17 protein-coding genes are annotated in these 16,959 nt (G+C 65.4%); 10 read left to right on the forward strand and 7 right to left on the reverse strand.

All coding sequences use genetic code 11. The annotated features are described in order from the left end of the window. Positions 1-7: 7 nt before the first annotated feature. The 4 genes from SKP52_RS27060 to SKP52_RS15770 all read left to right on the forward strand — a co-directional run bounded on the left by SKP52_RS27060 (position 8) and on the right by SKP52_RS15770 (position 3,892). Positions 8-232 (forward strand): hypothetical protein, encoded by a 225-nt coding sequence (locus tag SKP52_RS27060; protein ID WP_052208389.1) that lies wholly within the window; start codon positions 8-10, stop codon positions 230-232. A 75-nt stretch (positions 233-307) separates the two neighbouring features. Then, complete coding sequence (locus SKP52_RS15760) at positions 308-1,651, forward strand: UDP-glucose dehydrogenase family protein (RefSeq protein ID WP_039576285.1); 1,344 nt, start codon at positions 308-310, stop codon at positions 1,649-1,651. Further along, complete coding sequence (locus tag SKP52_RS15765; protein ID WP_039576287.1) at positions 1,648-2,661, forward strand: NAD-dependent epimerase/dehydratase family protein; 1,014 nt, start codon at positions 1,648-1,650, stop codon at positions 2,659-2,661. Before SKP52_RS15760 ends, SKP52_RS15765 begins: the two co-directional genes overlap by 4 nt. 37 nt (positions 2,662-2,698) lie before the next feature. Beyond that, a complete protein-coding gene (locus SKP52_RS15770; RefSeq protein ID WP_052208391.1) occupies positions 2,699-3,892 on the forward strand; it encodes a glycosyltransferase family 4 protein in 1,194 nt (397 codons plus the stop codon). Here SKP52_RS15770 and SKP52_RS15775 read toward each other — a convergent pair. Next, positions 3,889-4,164: a hypothetical protein gene (locus SKP52_RS15775; protein WP_039576289.1), complete on the reverse strand. Its 276-nt coding sequence runs from the start codon at positions 4,162-4,164 to the stop codon at positions 3,889-3,891. The genes SKP52_RS15770 and SKP52_RS15775 overlap by 4 nt on opposite strands. 23 nt (positions 4,165-4,187) lie before the next feature. Then, the gene (locus tag SKP52_RS15780) at positions 4,188-5,348 is read right to left on the reverse strand and encodes an acyltransferase family protein (protein ID WP_039576292.1); all 1,161 of its coding nucleotides are present in this window, start codon (positions 5,346-5,348) and stop codon (positions 4,188-4,190) included. Positions 5,349-5,543: 195 nt separating this feature from the next. On the opposite strand from SKP52_RS15780, the gene SKP52_RS15785 reads away from it, so the two are divergent. Genes SKP52_RS15785 through SKP52_RS15795 form a run of 3 tightly spaced genes read left to right on the forward strand, consistent with a single transcriptional unit; the run spans position 5,544 to position 8,010 of the window. Next, positions 5,544-6,725, forward strand: a complete 1,182-nt coding sequence (locus SKP52_RS15785; protein ID WP_052208393.1) for a glycosyltransferase — start codon at positions 5,544-5,546, stop codon at positions 6,723-6,725. Beyond that, entirely contained in the window at positions 6,722-7,285 is a 564-nt protein-coding gene (locus SKP52_RS15790) for a polysaccharide biosynthesis/export family protein (protein WP_039576295.1), read from the forward strand. Before SKP52_RS15785 ends, SKP52_RS15790 begins: the two co-directional genes overlap by 4 nt. Before the next feature lie 5 nt (positions 7,286-7,290). Next, positions 7,291-8,010 (forward strand): serine acetyltransferase, encoded by a 720-nt coding sequence (locus SKP52_RS15795; RefSeq protein WP_081997576.1) that lies wholly within the window; start codon positions 7,291-7,293, stop codon positions 8,008-8,010. 9 nt (positions 8,011-8,019) lie between these two features. Here the strand turns inward: SKP52_RS15795 and SKP52_RS15800 are convergent, their stop codons facing one another. From SKP52_RS15800 to SKP52_RS15815, 4 genes are read right to left on the reverse strand one after another with little or no spacing between them, the layout of a single operon-like run. After that, positions 8,020-9,318 (reverse strand): outer membrane beta-barrel protein, encoded by a 1,299-nt coding sequence (locus SKP52_RS15800; RefSeq protein ID WP_039576297.1) that lies wholly within the window; start codon positions 9,316-9,318, stop codon positions 8,020-8,022. After that, positions 9,315-10,232 carry an endonuclease/exonuclease/phosphatase family protein gene (locus SKP52_RS15805; protein ID WP_052208395.1) on the reverse strand — a complete coding sequence of 306 codons (918 nt, stop codon included), beginning with the start codon at positions 10,230-10,232 and terminating at the stop codon, positions 9,315-9,317. Before SKP52_RS15805 ends, SKP52_RS15800 begins: the two co-directional genes overlap by 4 nt. After that, positions 10,229-11,194 carry a glycosyltransferase family 2 protein gene (locus tag SKP52_RS15810; RefSeq protein WP_039576298.1) on the reverse strand — a complete coding sequence of 322 codons (966 nt, stop codon included), beginning with the start codon at positions 11,192-11,194 and terminating at the stop codon, positions 10,229-10,231. Before SKP52_RS15810 ends, SKP52_RS15805 begins: the two co-directional genes overlap by 4 nt. After that, positions 11,194-12,063 carry a glycosyltransferase gene (locus tag SKP52_RS15815; protein WP_039576299.1) on the reverse strand — a complete coding sequence of 290 codons (870 nt, stop codon included), beginning with the start codon at positions 12,061-12,063 and terminating at the stop codon, positions 11,194-11,196. Before SKP52_RS15815 ends, SKP52_RS15810 begins: the two co-directional genes overlap by 1 nt. Positions 12,064-12,285: 222 nt before the next feature. On the opposite strand from SKP52_RS15815, the gene SKP52_RS15820 reads away from it, so the two are divergent. Genes SKP52_RS15820 through SKP52_RS15830 form a run of 3 tightly spaced genes read left to right on the forward strand, consistent with a single transcriptional unit; the run spans position 12,286 to position 15,516 of the window. Then, entirely contained in the window at positions 12,286-13,047 is a 762-nt protein-coding gene (locus SKP52_RS15820) for a glycosyltransferase family 25 protein (RefSeq protein WP_228383671.1), read from the forward strand. Continuing rightward, a complete protein-coding gene (locus SKP52_RS15825; RefSeq protein WP_039576300.1) occupies positions 13,037-14,518 on the forward strand; it encodes an oligosaccharide flippase family protein in 1,482 nt (493 codons plus the stop codon). The genes SKP52_RS15820 and SKP52_RS15825 overlap by 11 nt, the downstream gene beginning before the upstream one ends. Further along, positions 14,515-15,516 (forward strand): polysaccharide pyruvyl transferase family protein, encoded by a 1,002-nt coding sequence (locus SKP52_RS15830; RefSeq protein WP_052208397.1) that lies wholly within the window; start codon positions 14,515-14,517, stop codon positions 15,514-15,516. Before SKP52_RS15825 ends, SKP52_RS15830 begins: the two co-directional genes overlap by 4 nt. Positions 15,517-15,537: 21 nt before the next feature. Here SKP52_RS15830 and SKP52_RS15835 read toward each other — a convergent pair whose 3' ends face one another. Next, on the reverse strand, positions 15,538-16,926 hold the full coding sequence (locus tag SKP52_RS15835) for an exopolysaccharide biosynthesis polyprenyl glycosylphosphotransferase (protein WP_039576301.1): 1,389 nt from the start codon (positions 16,924-16,926) through the stop codon (positions 15,538-15,540). Positions 16,927-16,959 lie beyond the last annotated feature (33 nt).

Raw genomic sequence — 16,959 nt, forward strand, 5'->3', positions numbered from 1 at the left:
GCTTATCGTGGTCAACTTCTACTCCGTCGCTGACACGTGGCAAGATCAAGTCGAAGCGTTTCGTCGCATTGCAGCCAAATTGCCTGATGGTCGTTTAGGCAAAGCCGCGAATTACCGGCTTCTTATCTGTTTCAAATATATTGCGTTTTTTCATCTTGTTCCATTTTGGGTCGGCCGCATGGCGCCGATCATTTCGCCTTTCAATTTGCTCTATTCAAAGCGGGCGCGTTGACGCCCCCGCCTCCAAAAGGCGATTGTTCGCAAGTGCAGCAAAAAGCCGACTTCATATAAATAGGAGCAACGCGTAATGCGTATCGTAATGATCGGGTCCGGCTATGTCGGGCTGGTTTCGGGCGCGTGTTTTGCCGATTTCGGCCATCACGTGACCTGCGTCGACAAGGACGCGGACAAGATCGCCCGGCTTCAGGCCGGCGGCATTCCCATCTATGAGCCCGGTCTCGACGATTTGGTCGCGCGCAACGTCGCGGCGGGCAATCTGACCTTCACCACCGAGCTGTCCGAGGCGGTCGGCGCCGCCGACGTCGTGTTCATCGCGGTCGGCACCCCCAGCCGCCGCGGCGACGGCCATGCCGACCTGTCCTACGTCTATGGCGCGGCGCGCGAGATCGCCGGGGCGCTCGGCGGCTTCACCGTGATCGTCACCAAGTCCACCGTGCCCGTCGGCACCGGCGACGAGGTCGAACGGATCATCCGCGAATGCAATCCGGTCGCCGAATTCGCCGTGGCCTCCAACCCCGAATTCCTGCGCGAAGGCGCCGCGATCGAGGATTTCAAGCGCCCCGACCGCGTCGTGATCGGCATCGAGGACGAACGCGCGCGCGCGCCGATGGAGCGCGTCTATCGCCCGCTGTCGCTCAACAAGGCGCCGATCGTCTTCACCCGCCGGCGCACCAGCGAGCTGATCAAATATGCGGCGAACGCCTTCCTCGCGATGAAGATCACCTACATCAACGAGATGGCGGACCTGTGCGAACAGGTCGGCGCCGACGTCCAGGAAGTCGCGCGCGGCATCGGGCTCGACAACCGGATCGGCGCCAAGTTCCTGAATGCCGGACCCGGCTACGGCGGCTCCTGCTTCCCCAAGGATACGCTTGCGCTAATGAAGACCGCGCAGGACCATGATGCGCCGCTGCGACTGATCGAGGCGACGATCGCGGTGAACGACCAGCGCAAGCGCGCGATGGGCCGCAAGGTTCTCGCGGCGATGGATGGGAATGTTCGCGGCCAGACTGTCGCGGTGCTCGGGCTCACCTTCAAACCCAATACCGACGACATGCGCGACGCACCGTCGATCGCGATCATCCAGGCGCTGCAGGATGCGGGCGCCAAGGTGCGCGCCTATGACCCCGAGGGCATGGAAGCGGCCGCAGCGGTGCTGAAGGACGTGGAATATGCCACCTCTGCTTACGCCGCGATCGAAGGCGCCGCCGCAGCGGTGATCGTCACCGAATGGGACGCGTTCCGCGCGCTCGACCTGCCGCGGATCAAGGCCGCGATGTCCGCGCCGGTGCTGGTCGACCTGCGCAACATCTATCCGCCCGCCCAGGCCGAAGAAGCGGGCCTGCGCTACGTCGGTATCGGTCGGCCGGACAAAGAGCGCGAAACCCCGAGCGAAAGGCAAGCCGCGTGAGCGATGACAGCCCCATTTTGGTAACCGGCGCTGCAGGCTTTATCGGCCATGCGGTGTCCGAGCGGCTCCTCGCGCGCGGCGAGCGCGTGATCGGGCTCGACAATTTCACCGACTATTACGACGTCGCGCTCAAGAAAGCGCGCGTCGCGCGGCTGACGGGCAATGTGGGCTTCCGGCTGATCGATGGCGACATCGCCAGCCCGGGGTTGGTCAGCGAACTGGTCGAGGCGAACGGCGTGCGCCGGATTGTCCACCTCGCGGCGCAGGCGGGCGTGCGCTACAGCATCGAAAACCCATTCGCTTACGAGCATAGCAACCTCAAAGGCCATCTCGCGGTGCTCGAGGCGGCGCGCCACGCGGGCCATATCGAACATCTTGTCTATGCCTCGTCGAGCTCGGTCTATGGCGAGCGCCCGCTCGGCGGCACCGGCTTTCGCGAGGACGAGCCGTGCACCGATCCCGTCTCGCTCTATGCCGCGACCAAGCGCAGCTGCGAGTTGATGAGCCAGAGCTATGCGACGCTCTATGGCCTGCCGCTCAGCGGACTGCGCTTCTTCACCGTTTATGGCCCGTGGGGCCGGCCCGACATGGCCTATTATGGCTTCGCCCAGAAGATCCTGCTCGGCCAGCCGATCGAGGTGTACGGCGAGGGCCGGATGGCGCGCGACTTCACCTATATCGACGACATCGTCGACGGCGTCGTCGGCGTGCTCGACAAGAAGCCCGCAGCCAGCGAGCACCGGCTGCTCAACATCGGCGACTGCAATCCGGTCGGGCTGATGGACATGATCGCGACGCTCGAACGCGCGCTTGGGCGTCCGGCGATCAAGCTGATGCGGCCGATGCAGCCGGGCGACGTGACCGCGACCTATGCCGACATCTCGGCGATCAACGCACTCACCGGATACAGCCCGAAGGTATCGCTCGCGCAGGGGATCGAGCGCTTCGTCGACTGGTATCTGGGCGAAATCGAAAATGGTGGAAGAGGGCCGATGGCAGCGGTGGCCTGAGCCGGAAAATCCGGCCGGGCGCTAATGGAGTTTAAGAATGCTGCAACGGACAAATGTATCTTCCAGCGATCCCGCGGGATCGCCGATCATCTGCGTGACCGGCCTCCGCGGCTTTCCGCATGTGATGGGCGGGATCGAAAGCCATTGCGAGGAACTGCTTCCGCGCATCAAGGCGCTTTGGCCCGCGCATCGCTCGGTCGTGCTCGGACGCGCGCCCTATCTGCCCGAGCCGGTGGGCGAACATCGCGGCGTTGAGATCGTCGGCATCCCCTGCCCGCGTTCGAAAAATCTCGAGGCGGTGGTGTCAACCTTCCTCGCGGTTCTCGATGCCAAAAAGCGCGGCGCCGGCCTGGTCCACATCCATGCGATCGGTCCGGCTTTGTTGGCGCCGCTCGCCCGGCTGCTCGGTTTGAAGGTCGTCGTGACGCATCACGGCACCGACTATCACCGCGCAAAATGGGGCCTGCTTGCGCGCAGCGCTCTGCGCGCTGGCGAGTGGCTGGCGCTGAACTTCGCCGATCGCGTCATCGCGGTTTCGCCCTCGCTCGCCGCGCAATTGAAGCAAAGCTTTCCTGAGCGTGCCCACACTGTCACCTATATTCCCAATGGCACCTCCGACCTGCCCGGCGATGCCGATCCCGCGCTCGTCCTCGAACGACTGGGGCTCGACGATGGCGATTTCCTCCTCGCGGTCGCGCGGCTGGTTCCCGAGAAGGGCCTGCACGACTTGATCCATGCCTATGAACAGTCGAACTGCACCGCCAAGCTGGTGATCGCGGGTTCGGCCGATCACGAGAGCGAGTACGCGCGCGACCTGCTCGCGCGCGCCAGCGACCGCGTGATCTTTGCCGGCGTGCAGTCGCGCGCAACGCTGAGGTGCCTCTATGAGCGCTGTGCGATGTTCGTGATGCCGTCCTATCACGAAGGCCTGCCGATCGCGGCGCTGGAGGCGGCAAGTTGCGGCGCGCGGATGCTGCTCAGCGATATCCCCGCCAATCTCGACATCGGACTCGATCCGCAGAATTATTTCCCCGTCGGCGATGTCGCCGCGCTCACCGAACGGCTGAATGCGGATAGCGCCGACTTTCAGGTCGACGCCGACAGCGTCCGCGCGCGCTTCAGCTGGGACAAGGCGGCCGAGGATACGCTCGACGTCTATCGCGCCGCGCTCGCGCCGCGCCGCGTACCCCCGCGTCCGTCCAACACGCCCGGCACTTTCGTCGAAGGCTAGATGCGGAGCTGGGCGACCACGTCCGCCCGGTCCGCCGCATCGATACTCCCGCTGATTTCGATACCGGCATCGGTCCGCTTCGCGCGGGCGATCAAAGGCCGCCACGCATTCTCCCGCCATTGCCAGCTACGGATGCGCCAGCGGCCCGGTCCGTCGGAATCGATCGCCAGCGTCGGCCGGCCCGTCCGCTCGGCGTCGCTATCGCCTTTCGCGGTGCACGCGCTGCTGGTGGCAGCGGCCCCGATCGAAGCCAGGAGCGTCCGTCGATCCATCGCAATAACCTCCTACATATCCATCACGGCGCCGCGAGCTTCTCCGGCACTGTCTGGAGCGCGCGCGTCGAGTTGCGGCCGATCACGCGCTTGATCACCGCCTTGCCCAGCCGCTGTCCGGGCAGTTCGACCAGCTTGTACGTCATAAAAGCAAGAACGTAGGTCACCGGTATCACGACGGCGCCCGTCAGAGCGAACCGCCCGACGGCGCCAAGCCCGATGCCGAACTGCCCGATCACCGCCGCCGCGACGGGCTGCAATATCAGCAGGTGGATCAGATAGGTGCCGTAGGAAAGCTCGCCCAGCCAGAAGAAGGGCCGACGGCCGAGAAGGCGCGAGACCCAGTCGATCAGCCCGAGCGAGCGCAAATGAACCAGCGCGAAAAAGCCGAGAACGAGCAGCTCGCGGATCGCGAAATGGAGGAAATCCTGTTCGCCCCCGATCGGGATCGCCGCGAGCAGCATCGCCGCCCCGAGGCGGGCCCATAGCTGCGCGCGGCTCGCATCGCGATCGACGGCGATCAACATCCCCGCCAGAAAGAGCTGGAGCTTGAGCGCCAGGAAGGACGGCATCGGAAACTCGAGCCCCGCCGCCCCGGCGATCATCGCGACAATGACGCCGCCAACCGCGGCGACCAGCGCCGACGGCACCCAACCGATCCGCTGGCCGAGCAGGATCAGGAAGGGAAAGAGCAGGTAGAATTGCATCTCGAGCCCAAGGCTCCAGTCGGGCAGCGGCGTACGGAAAGCATAATCGGGGAGTAGTCCGAACAGGAAGGTCAAATGCAGCGCGATGTTGGTGAGGCTGCCATCGGTATAACGTTCGCGCGGCTGGAGGTCTTGACCGAGGAAGGTGTCGATAACGACGCGGTCGGCATAGATCAGCGGCCCCGCGATCAGTGCCGCCGCGAGGGTGACGTAAAAGAGCGGCGCGAGCCGAAAGAAGCGGCGCGTCCAGAAGGCGGCCCAAGTGGCGGGCGCGTTCCAATCCTCGCTGCCCGCGCGCAGCCGGTACTGGAACATCATCAGAAAGCCCGAAAGCAGGATGAACAGGTCAACGCCGAGATCCGGCTTGCTCACCAAGGGCAAGCGAAAACCGGTCAATATCATCATATGCCCGATGAGCACCCAGAGCGCCGCGACACCGCGCAGGCCGTCCAGACACTCGACTCGCCGAATGTCCATTTCACACCTCCGCAATCGTTCGTCGATGCCCGCCTTGATAGACGCATCGCAGGGCGAAACCACCGCGCGGGGCCAGCTAATCGGCCAGCCGCCCCGCCGGGGCGACGAAGCGGGGCGGCTTGTGTGCACTGCAACAAATGCCCGTGGTAAGAGTATTTCCGAGGCGAATTCCGCCCCCAATTCCAGCGAGGAAAAATGCTGCACAGAAAGCGGATATTGTTCGCGATCAACTCGCTCGCGGGCGGCGGTGCCGAGCGCGTGCTCGCCACTTTGCTCGGCGGATCGACCCCGTGGCGCGAGCGTTACGACATCCACCTCGCGCTGCTCGACGACGAGCCGCGCGCCTATGACGTGCCCGAATGGGTCGAGGTGCACCAGCTCGATGCCCGGCACAAGTTGCTGCCGAGCCTGACCCAGCTTCGCGCGCTCGTCGGACGGCTTTCGCCCGATGCGACACTCAGCTTCCTCACCCGCGCGAATGTCGCCAACGCCTGGGCGATGGCCGGGCGCGGCCGGCCGTGGCTGATCAGCGAGCGAGTCAATACCAGCGCGCATCTGGGCAGCGCGCGCGCCGCCAAGGCAATGGTTCGCATCGTCTATCCGCGCGCCGCGCATGTCATCGCGGTGTCCGAAGGCGTGGTCGATGATCTCGCGGCCAATTTCGGCGTCGCTCGTGCGCGCATGTCGGCGATCGCCAACCCGGTCGACCATGAGCAGATTGCCAAACTCGCGGCCGAACAGCCTAGCTTCACGCCCGCCGGGCCCTATATCGTTGCGGCCGGACGGCTGATGCCGAACAAGAATTTTCCCCTCCTCCTGCGCGCCTATGCCGAGGCCGCGCCGCCGGAACGCCTCGTCATTCTGGGCGAAGGACCTGAGCGCGGCGCGCTTGAGGCGCTCGCCGCGTCGCTCGGTATCGCCGATCGCGTTGACATGCCCGGCTTCGTCGCCAATCCCTTTGCGGTGGTCGCGCGGGCGCGGGCCTATGCTATGCCCTCCAACGCCGAGGGTTTCCCCAACGGATTGGTCGAGGCGATGGCGTGCGGGCTGCCCGTCGTCGCGACGAATTGCGCCTCGGGTCCGTCGGAGATTCTGGCCGACCGGGCGCGCGAGACGATCACCGGCGCGATCGATGTCGACGCCGGCGCGCTGGTGCCGACCGACGATGTGCCAGCCTTTGCCGTCGCACTTGGCCGCGTCCTCGCGGAGCCGCGCCGCAGCCTGTGCGGCGCGCGCGCGCGCGAACGATCGCGGGCGTACGGCGTTGAACAGGCCGCCAGAAATTATTGGGCGCGGATCGAGACAGCGCTGGCCGCGCCGTCCGCCGCGCCCGAAATCAGAGAAATTGTAACAGCACGTCCGGGAGTAAGGTCATGAAATTCTATGTGCAAATCGCGCTGGCGGGGGCGCTGGCGGCGCTCGGCGGGTGCGCCGGGCAGACCCCCCTCGCGGGCAGCGGCGCGGCGCCACCGCCCGCCGAGGCGTTCCGCCTGTCCTCGGGCGACAAGATCAAGGTCGCGACCTATGGCGAAGAGACGCTCACCGGCGATTTCGAGATATCGCCCGCCGGCACGATCGCCTTCCCGCTGATCGGCGAGGTCAAGGCGGCAGGGCTCCAGACCGAGGAGCTTTCGAAGGAAATCGAGGCCAAGCTTGGCGACGGCTATCTGCTCAATCCGAAAGTCTCGATCCAGGTCGCGAGTTTCCGCCCCGTCTATATTCTCGGCGAGGTGAACAAGCCCGGCGAATATCCTTACACCCAAGGGCTCACCATCCGCGGCGCCGTCGCCAAGGCCGACGGCTTTACCTATCGCGCCAACGAGAAACGCGTCTTTCTGAAGCGTGCGGGCGAAGCGGGCGAGCAGGAATATCCGATGACCGCCGATTTCGCTGTCCTTCCCGGCGACACGATCCGTTTCGGCGAGCGCTATTTCTGATGGACATGGCCACCGCATCGCTCGCGCCGGTTCCGTTCGAGGAACCCATATCCGACGAGAGCGGCAAGCCGCATCTGCGCGGCTGCCCGGTGAGTTTCGCCAAATTGAAGGCGCTGCTCGCCGCCGATCTCTATCGCTATGCCGGGCGCGTCAGCTTCGGCGCCTTCGCCAAACATTATGCCTTCACCCCGGGATATAAATATACGGTGCTGATGCGTACCACCGGCTGGCTCAAGCTTAAGCCTGCCAAGGCGTTCGGCCTCTATCCCTTTGCCAAATGGATGCTGCTGCGCGCGCGGTACAAATATGGCTTTGCGATCCCCGAATATATGGAGGTCGGGCCGGGCCTGTTCCTCAACCGCTTTGGCGGTTTCTATTTCCACGGCGACACGGTGCTGGGCAGCAATGTCAACATCACCCACGGCGTCGTACTCGGCTATATGAACCGCGGCAGCCGCCGCGGCGCGCCGGTGATCGGCGACCGTACCTTCCTGGGGTCGGGCGCGAAGGTGATCGGTGGGATCCATGTCGGTGCCGAGGCGGCGATCGGCGCCAACGCCGTGGTGACCAAGGATGTGCCCGAACGCGGTGTCGTGGGCGGGATCCCCGCGAAGCTGCTCTCCGACCAAGGATCCGACGGCTATATCAACCGCCTTGCGCCGCCCGAATTGCTCGCCGCCTGCGAGGGGGCGCTCTACGGCTCGCGCGCAGCCAAATCCGCCTGATCGCTCGCGTCACAAGCCCGAGAAAGTGAGGCCGACCGAGACGCGATTGTCGGAAAATTCCCGCCCCGGCGTCGCCCCCCAGCTCGACTGGGTGCGGCGCTGGACGTCGAAGCGCAGCGCCATCCGCTTGCTCACCAGATAGGAGGCGCTGCCGCGCCACGTCCAGCGATCGTCCTGCCGGTCGATATTGTTGAAGTCGCGCTTTTCCAGCTCGCCCCCGGCGCTGAGGATCAAGTTGCGCAGCAATTCGTAATCGGCGCGCAATGTCATATTGGTCGCTAGATAACCGGTCGCGCCATTGACGCCGGTTTCGCGGATGCCGCGATCGACCGTGCCGGTGATCGTCACCAGCGGGGTCAGGAAATAAGCGAGCTCGCCGCGCACCAGAAAACCTGAGACATCCTCGAACTCCGCCGGGCGATAATCCTGATGAAGATAGCCGAGCCGCAGTGCGCCACGCGCCTTGCGCCCGATTTCGAAGCTGGCGCCTGCGGCGAGGTCGAAACCCGTCGAATCGCGCGCCGCGACCGGGCCAATGCGCTCGCGATAATCGCGCTTGTTGACCGATCCGGCGACGAACAGCGCGACGCTTGGGCTCAGCGCATATTCGCCGACCGCGCTGCCGGTGTAAGTCGTGTGATCGCGGAAATCCTGGTCGATCGGCGTATCATCGGGGGTCACGCTGTCCCCATAATTGCGGTTTTCGACATCGAGCACGCCGCGCACACGAAGCCGGTTGAAGACATGCGTATAGGTCGCGGTCCCGCCGCTCTGTGTGAACCGGATCGGCCGGTCCGCTTGCGTCGGGCTGTCGGGAGAGACGCGCTCCTGGCTGTAGCGCCCGTTGCGCAGCATGATGTTCAGCGTGTTCGACCTGCTGATCGTATAGAGCGCGCCCGCATTGACCGAATATTGCGTGGCGTTCTCGCTCGCGCGGCTCGCGTAGCGCAGCAGGTCGAGCTCGCCGTCGAGCGACAATTTGAGGTTCGGCGAGGGCCGCACCAGCGAAAACTTCGGCCGGATGCGCAGATAGGCGTCGCCGATCCGGTCGTTTTCCTGCGCATAGAGATTATCGTCATAACCCGCGCCGATCGCCATGCGTGGCATCAGTTCGAGCACGCCGAGCTCGATCGGTTCAGGCGTGTAATCGGGGCGGCGGCGCTCGAGCACTGCGACATTCCGATCGCGGCCGAAGCTGTTTTCGGTCGACACCGAGCCGAGCCCGTCGGTCGCATCCGATTGCTGGGCATGCGCGGACACCGCGAGGCCGCAGCTGCCGAGCAGCGCAAAGGTGATCGCGCGCTTCATCGGTGAGCCAGCGTCACGAGGATCGGGACATGATCCGACCCGGTCGCAGGCAACCGGCGTGCCGACACCAGACCCCAATCTGGCCCGGCATAAAGCTGGTCGATCGGCAGCACGGGAAAGGCGCGCGGCCAGCTGGGCAGCGCGCGCGTCATGCGGGTGAGCGGGGCGAGCGCGCGGTCTTGCTCACGCATCGCCGCGGCCCAGGGGGTGAGGTTCATGTCGCCTGCAACGATCAAGGGGCCGCGTTCGATCCGCGTCAGCGCACGCGCCACATCGCGTCTGCGCACCGCCTGATCGCGCGAGGTGGGCCGCGGATAGTGGAGCGTGACCACGGTAAAGGGTTGCCCCCCGGGGCCGACGATCCGCGCCCATAGCATCGCGGGGCCGAATTTTTGCCCCTTCGCGTCCTTCAGGAAATAATCGCTGTCGGCGATCGGCCAGCGCGAGAAGATCGCGAGGTCACAGTTCGCCGGGCATTTTGTCGCATAGGCAAAATGCTGGTTCAGCGCCGCGAGCATCGGACGGAAGTCGCCGTCCACCTCCTGAAGCATGACGACGTCGGGCTTGGCATCGATGATCGCCTGCGCGGTTTCGGCGGGATCGGCGTTGCGGGTCCAGACATTGTGAGTGAGCAGGCGAACCGGCGTCGCGCCTTCTTGCGCGGCCGGAATTTCGCGCGTCAGTTCCGGCATCACGCCGATGGCAACGGGCGTCAGGCCAAGCAAGGCCACGACGGCGGTCGAGCGCAAGCTTCGCCGCGCGAACAGCAGCCCCAGCAAGACCGCGCCCCCAAACAGCGGCAGGAACGAGGCGAGCACGTCGAGCGCCCGAACGAACCCGCCACCGAGCGACAGCCAGGCAGCAAAGCAGCCCCCGCCGGCCAGCAGGGTCCCGAAGGTGCGGGCCAGCTTCACGCCCGCGCGCGAATCCGGTTGCGCAGCGCATAGCTCGATTGGCGAAGCGACGCCGGGATCAGCTTTGCCGCGAGCAACAGCGCCGCGGTGCCGGCCCCCTCGGGCAAATAGAGGTCGCCGACCCGGATCGCCGTCCGGCCCGGATATTTCATCGCATAGCGGGCATAATGCGCGATTTCCTGGTTCACGAGCCGCCGCAGCAACGCTGACTCGCGTGCCGTGGCATCGGCAATCATTTCCCTCGCGGTCTCGACAAGGCAGGGCACGTCGAGCGTCGTGGTCGACTTGCTGACCTTGTTGTCGCTATCGCGGTGAAAGATGGCGGTGACGCGCGGGTCGTACCGCAGCGCGCCTTTGGCGAGCACGCGCAGCCAGAGATCCTTGTCGCCGCCGCGCACCGCGCGTCCTTCGGGAAACAGGCCCGCCTCGAACAAAGTGTCGCGCCGGATCGCGATCGCGCCGGTCCACATCGGACATTCGCGCACCGCTAGCCACGCCGAAAGAAAGTCGGCGAGGTCAAGACTTTGCGCCTGCTCAAGCTGCGGCGCGATCTTTTGGAGCTGAGAGCGATCGTCAAATTTGTGATCGAACCGCGTTGCCGCCGCGTGCACGTCCGGATCGGCCTTTATGCCTTCGGCGAGCACTCCCAAATGCTCGGGATGCCAAAGGTCGTCGGCGTCGAGAAAGGCGATCCAGTCGCCGCGCGCGGCGCGGATACCGATGTTACGCCCGGCATAACCGCCCGGCCCCGGCGTCGACAGGTCGAGCAGCTTGATCCGCGCGTCGCCGAGCGCGGCCACGATCTCGCGCCCGCCGTCGGTAGAGCGATTGTCGACGACCAATATTTCGTGCGCCGGGCATGTCTGCGAAAACACGCTTTCGATCGCCGCGCGCACATGCGCGGCCTTGTTGTAAAGCGGCATCACCACCGAAAAACGGGGTGCTTCAAGGGGGTTCGTCATTAGTCGCGTGCTGCCTTTCGTCCCCCCGCGAGATTCAGATATTCGCTTACCGCCACCCCGGCGAGCTGCAACGTCAGCAACATCACCGCCAGCCGCCGCTGTATTGGCAGCTCGCGCGAGACCGCCGCGCGGCGCAGCCGCCGGATCGTGTCGACCGCCGTGATGCCAAGGACATGCACGATACGCGGGCGCTGTTTGGTGCGGTCCCAGCGCCCGCCGCTCAGCCGCTGGCGCTTGCGCACCAGCTCGGCGCGGCTGGCGCGCACCGGGTGACGCACGATCATCGCGGGCACATAGATAAGCGGATGGCCGCTATCGCGGATGCGCAGCGCCATCTGCCGGTCGCCACCCGATTTCAGCGCGGCGTCGAACCCGCCCAGCGCCTTCAGCAACGCCGTCTCGCTCGCCCAATTGGCGGTTGCGCAATTGCCGCGCGCGGCATGCGCCTGGGGAAAGCTGAACAATCGTTCGTAATCGCCGAACACTTCGCGCTCCTGCGCGATCTCGTCGAACAGGTCGATCTTGCCGGCGAGCACGCCAAAGCCGGGATTCGCCGCGGCGGCACGGAGTATCTGTTCGAGCCAGTCGGGCGCAGGTTCGCAATCGGCATCGGTAAAGGCGGTGATCGGCGCCCGGACGCGTCCGATCCCGAGGTTGCGCGCGACATAGGAGCCGGGGCGCTTCTCTTCGAGCAATTCGACGCCCGTAAAGCTGCGCGCAATGCGAGCCGTCGCATCGCTCGATCCATTGTCGACGACGATGATCTGATAGCTATCGCGCGGGATCGTCTGGCGCGTCAGCGCATCGAGACAACGGCCGAGCACGGCTTCGCCATTCCACACGGGTACAATGACTGCGACTTGAAACATTTATCCGCCTGTTCAGTGCCCCCGCGACGTTCCAATCGGCCCCCGACACCATACCGGTCAACCGTATGCTGCACCTGCGAAGACGAGTTGCCCCGTTGACCGGACGACCGGAGGCGGAGTGCCTTCGCTCTCTCATCATTGCCCGCTACGAAGGACCGCCCGGGCCTGTCGGGGCTGCCGCATCGCACAGCCGTCCGAAGCCGTAAGAAGAAAGCGACATTAGTGGGTGAAATCCTGCCCGAATCGGGCGAAGCCGCCGAAGTGTTGGTGGTGTCGCTCGAATCCGCCGAAGCCCGCCGCGCGGCCTTCGCCGCACGCGCGGCGGACACGTCGCTGGCCTGGCGATTCTTCGATGCGTGCACCGGCCCCGCGCCGGGCATGGTGATCGACGAGGCCGCGGTCCGCCGGAATAAGGGCCGACCGATGAGCAAAGGCGAGATCGGCTGCTACGCCAGCCATTTCTCTATCTGGCAGGACATGATCGCACGCGGCGTGCGCCAGGCGATCGTCCTCGAGGACGACACTATGGTCGACTGGGCCTATCTCGAGCCGCTCGCCCGCACCGATCTTCACGCCGAGGGCATCGATTACCTGCGGCTCTACGCCAAAAGGCCGACGTGGCAGCGCGTGGTGCGGCGCGATTTCCTTCAGCATTCGCGCACGATCGTCGAGCTGGTCGGGCTCGCCTATGGCACACAGGGTTATGCGATCACGCTCGACGGTGCGCGCAAGCTGGTCGAACATTGCCGCACCGTCCGCCGCCCGATCGACGACGCGATGGACCGCTCATGGTCGCACGGCCTGCCCAATCTCGCGCTCTATCCCGCGCCGATCCTCGAGGCGGCGATCGTTTCGGATATCGGCAATTCGCGTTTCGGGCCCAAGAGTGACCCGCTCTATCATTCGATGAAGCAGAAGGCGTGGCGCCATATCGAGCGCGCGCGCATGCGGATGCTGAAAGCGAGACGCCTGCTTGAGCGCTGAACTCCCCGCCCGCTTCGACGATGGGCTCCGCGCGCGCAGTCGCAGCTCGATCGGCTGGACGATTACGCGATTCCTGTCGGACCAGATCTTCTCGTTCGTCGTCTTCGTAATTCTCGCGCGCCTGCTGACGCAGGCCGACATCGGCGCCTTTGCGGTGATGACGGTGACTGCCGAGGCGTTCCGCATCATCGCGACCGCGGGCCTCGTCCAGACGATCGCGCGCAAAAAGGAGCTGAGCCCGGCGTTTCTCGACACCATCTATCGCTCGCAGCAAGCCTTTTCGTTCGTTTCCGCGATTTTGATCATCGCGCTTGCGCGGCCGATCGCCGACTGGATGGACGCGCCCAACATCGCCCTCCCCCTCGCGGTGATGAGCCTCGCGCTGCCGATCTCGTCCTTCGGCGCCACGCACATGGCGCTGCGTCTGCGCGAATTCGGGCATCGCACGACGGCGCTCCGCTCGGTCGTTGGCGGCCTGATCGGCGGCGCCTGCGCGGTCGCCGCCGCCTTTGCGGGGCTTGGCCTGTGGAGTCTGGTCATCCAGCGCCTCGTCACCGAGATCGTCGGAGTCGTTCTGTCGCGCGCCTCCTATGACTGGAAGCCCGGTTGGCAGTTCGAGCGCGCGATCCTGCGCGGCAATATCATGCTCAACGCCAGCCTGATCTATGTCCAGCTCGCCTTCCTAGCCACGGTGCGCGTGCAGGAAATGGCGATCGGCGCCGGGATCGGGCTCGCCGCCGTCGGTATCTACCGCACCGCCTGGCGCACCGTCGAGTTGATCGGACGCGGCGCGATCCAGCCGTTCACCCAGGTTGCGGTACAGACGCTCGCACGCGTCAAGGACGACCCTGCCGAACTGCGCAAGGCCTATCGCTGGATGATCTCGCGCGCCTCGGCGCTCTCCTTTCCCGCGCTCGTCGGTTTCGGCGCGCTGGCGCCGATCGCCATCCCCACGGTGTTCGGCGCCAAATGGAGCGAAGCCGGTGAACTGGCGCAGATTTTTGCGTTCATGGCAGTGCCCTTCACGCTCAATTTCTTCGCCTCGCCCTCGCTCAGCGTATTGGGCGCGTCGCGCAGCCTGATTTCGCTTTCGACGACGCAATTGGCGCTCGGGGTGATCCTGACGCTCGCCGCGCTGCCCTACGGCCTGTTCGCGGTTGCCGTCGCCTATGTCGGGCGCGCCTATCTGACCCTGCCGATGCAGATATGGCTGCTGCGCCGCGCCTCGGGCATCCGTCCGATCGACAGTTTCCGCGCAGTGCGCGCGCCGTTGTTCGCCTCGACGCTGATGGGCGTGGCGCTCGCGATCGCGATGCGGCTGCTCGATGCGCACCTGCCCGACTGGCAGGTGCTGCTGTTGCTCATCGCGATCGGCGGATTTTTCTATGCCATCGCGCTGCTCGCGATCTCCGGGTTGTGGCGCGGCCATTTCCTCTCCCTGTTCAGACGCTTTAGAAAGAGCCCGATATGACCCAGAAAACCGCCGACCAGCTTGTCGGCGAACTCGCGCAGCGTTTCGTCCGGGTGCTCGATGCCGTGCTGCCCGCGGGGCCGCTCGCCTTGGTCGACTTCCCCGATCACTCGAATGTCGGCGATTCGGCGATCTGGCTCGGCGAAATGGCCTATCTGCGCAAGCGCAGCCGTCTTCCAAGCTATTATTCGGCCATCGCCGATTTCGAGGATGGCGCCTGCCGCGCAGCGATCGGCGGCGGGGCGATCCTGATCCATGGCGGCGGCAATATGGGCACGCTTTGGCCCAAGCATGAGGCGTTCCGCCTCCACCTGCTGCGCACGCATCGCGGTCGCCCGATCATCCAGATGCCGCAATCGATCCATTATGCCGATCCCGCCGCTGCGGCCGAGATGGCCGAAGCAATCCGCGAACATGGCCAGTTCACCCTGCTCGTCCGCGACGCGCGCTCGCTCGCCTTTGCCGAGCAGCATTTCGACTGCGCGATCCATCTCTGTCCCGATGCCGCGCTGATGCTCGGCCGCCAGCAACGGAGCGCCGCCACCGTGCCGGTCTTCGCGCTGCTGCGCACCGATCATGAGCGCGCGGCCGGTGAGGCCAATGCACTGCCCGCCGGCGTCGTCGCCGATGATTGGCTGGAGGAGGATGCCGGCCAGAAACGTCGCCTCCGCCTGTCGCTGAAGCTCGGCCGCCTCTTCAACCGCGATCCGATGGCGCAGCGCGCCGCGCGGCAACAGCGGCTGGCCGAATGGCGGTTTCAGCGCGGTCTCGTGATGCTCTCGGCGGGCGAGCTCGTCGTCACCGACCGGCTCCACGCGCACATCCTCTCGCTGCTGCTCGACATCCCGCACGTGCTGCTCGACAACAGCTATGGCAAGGTCGCGGGTTTCGCCGATCAGTGGACGGGCGATTATGCCGGCCTGATGCGCGCAACGCACCGCGCCGAGGCGTTCGAGACCGCGCTGGCCTGCCGCGCGCCGCTTATCGTCGACGGCTAGACCGGGGCCCGAACGCGTCGGTCAATAGGCATTGCGGTGAACCAGAACCTGCGCCGTGCGCGCCAGGATCGACACGTCGCGGAGCAACGACCAGCCATGCTGATATTCGAGATCGGCCTCTAGCCGGTTCAGAATATCGCGCTTGGTGTTGGTCGCTCCCCGGAAACCGCGGATCTGGGCGAGACCGGTGATGCCGGGTTTCAGCGCGTGGCGGTGCCAATATTGCCGGTCGACCCGCCAGAACAGCTCGTTACCAGCGGTCGAGCCCAGCGCGTGCGGGCGCGGGCCGACCAGACTCATCTCGCCCGACAGCACGTTGATCAGTTGCGGCAGCTCGTCGATGCTCGTCGCGCGAATGAATTTGCCCACGCGCGTGACCCGGTTGTCGTCGCGGCTGGCCGAACGCGCGCCGTTGGCGTCGGTGGTCTCGGCGCGCATGCTGCGGAATTTCAGGATCCGGAAGATACGGTTGCCGCGTCCCATACGCTCCTGACGGAAGAAGACCGGGCCCGGCGAATCGAGCTTGATCGCCAGCGCCACCACCAGCATCAGCGGCGCCAATAGCAACAGCGCCGGGATCGTCGCCGCAAGGTCGAGCGCGCGCTTTTTCACGCGGTTTGCCCGGTTGAGCGGCCCCCACGACACCACCAGCGTCGTCACCCCGCCGCGCTGCCGCGTGGTGAGCGGCCCCAGTGCGGCGATTTCGGGCATCACGATCTCGCCCACGATGTTCACGCCCTTCAGCGCGCGCGCCCATTCGATTTTATGCTCGGGCGCGCAAACGATCGTCACCCGGTCGTAATCCTGCAGCACGGTGCCGAGGCGATCGAGCATGTACGGATCGTCGAGATCGGTGCGGAGCCCCGATGCGCGCGCGTCGATAATCTCGCGGCCGAAATAGGCGGGCGGCAGGTTGGCGCCATCGACGATGACCAGTTCGGCGGTCAGGTCGCCGAAAGCCCGGCGCACGATCCGGCACAGCAACAGCCGCTGGCTTACCAACAAGGTCACCGCGGTCACCATGCCCATACCGACCGCCAGACGCGGCATCTTGCCGGTCAGCCGGAACGAGAAGGCGACAAGCAGAAAGATGAACAGCGTCGTCGCGAACGACAGCAAAGTCTGGCGAACGCTTTTGACCGGATGGGTCAGACACCGCGGGTTATAGGCCTGATTCTGGAAAGCGATTGCGAAGTGGACGAACAAGGCGCCCAGAATCACGGTCAGCAGTCCCTCGGAGATGACGCGCGGTTGCTCGATCATCAGCGTCACGGCAAAGCCGGCTGCGAGCGCCGCGCCGTCCAAAGCAATCAGCCCCAGACAGAGCCATATCTTGGCATCGCGCCGCGCCGCTTTTGCGAGCGGCGTCCGCACGGGTGCGCCTTGGAGCGCCAAGTCGATTTTGGTCATGGGATGGGGAGCTCCCTGGGGTTCGCGTTATAT

The sequence above is a fragment of the Sphingopyxis fribergensis genome, assembly GCF_000803645.1.
Lineage (GTDB): Bacteria > Pseudomonadota > Alphaproteobacteria > Sphingomonadales > Sphingomonadaceae > Sphingopyxis > Sphingopyxis fribergensis.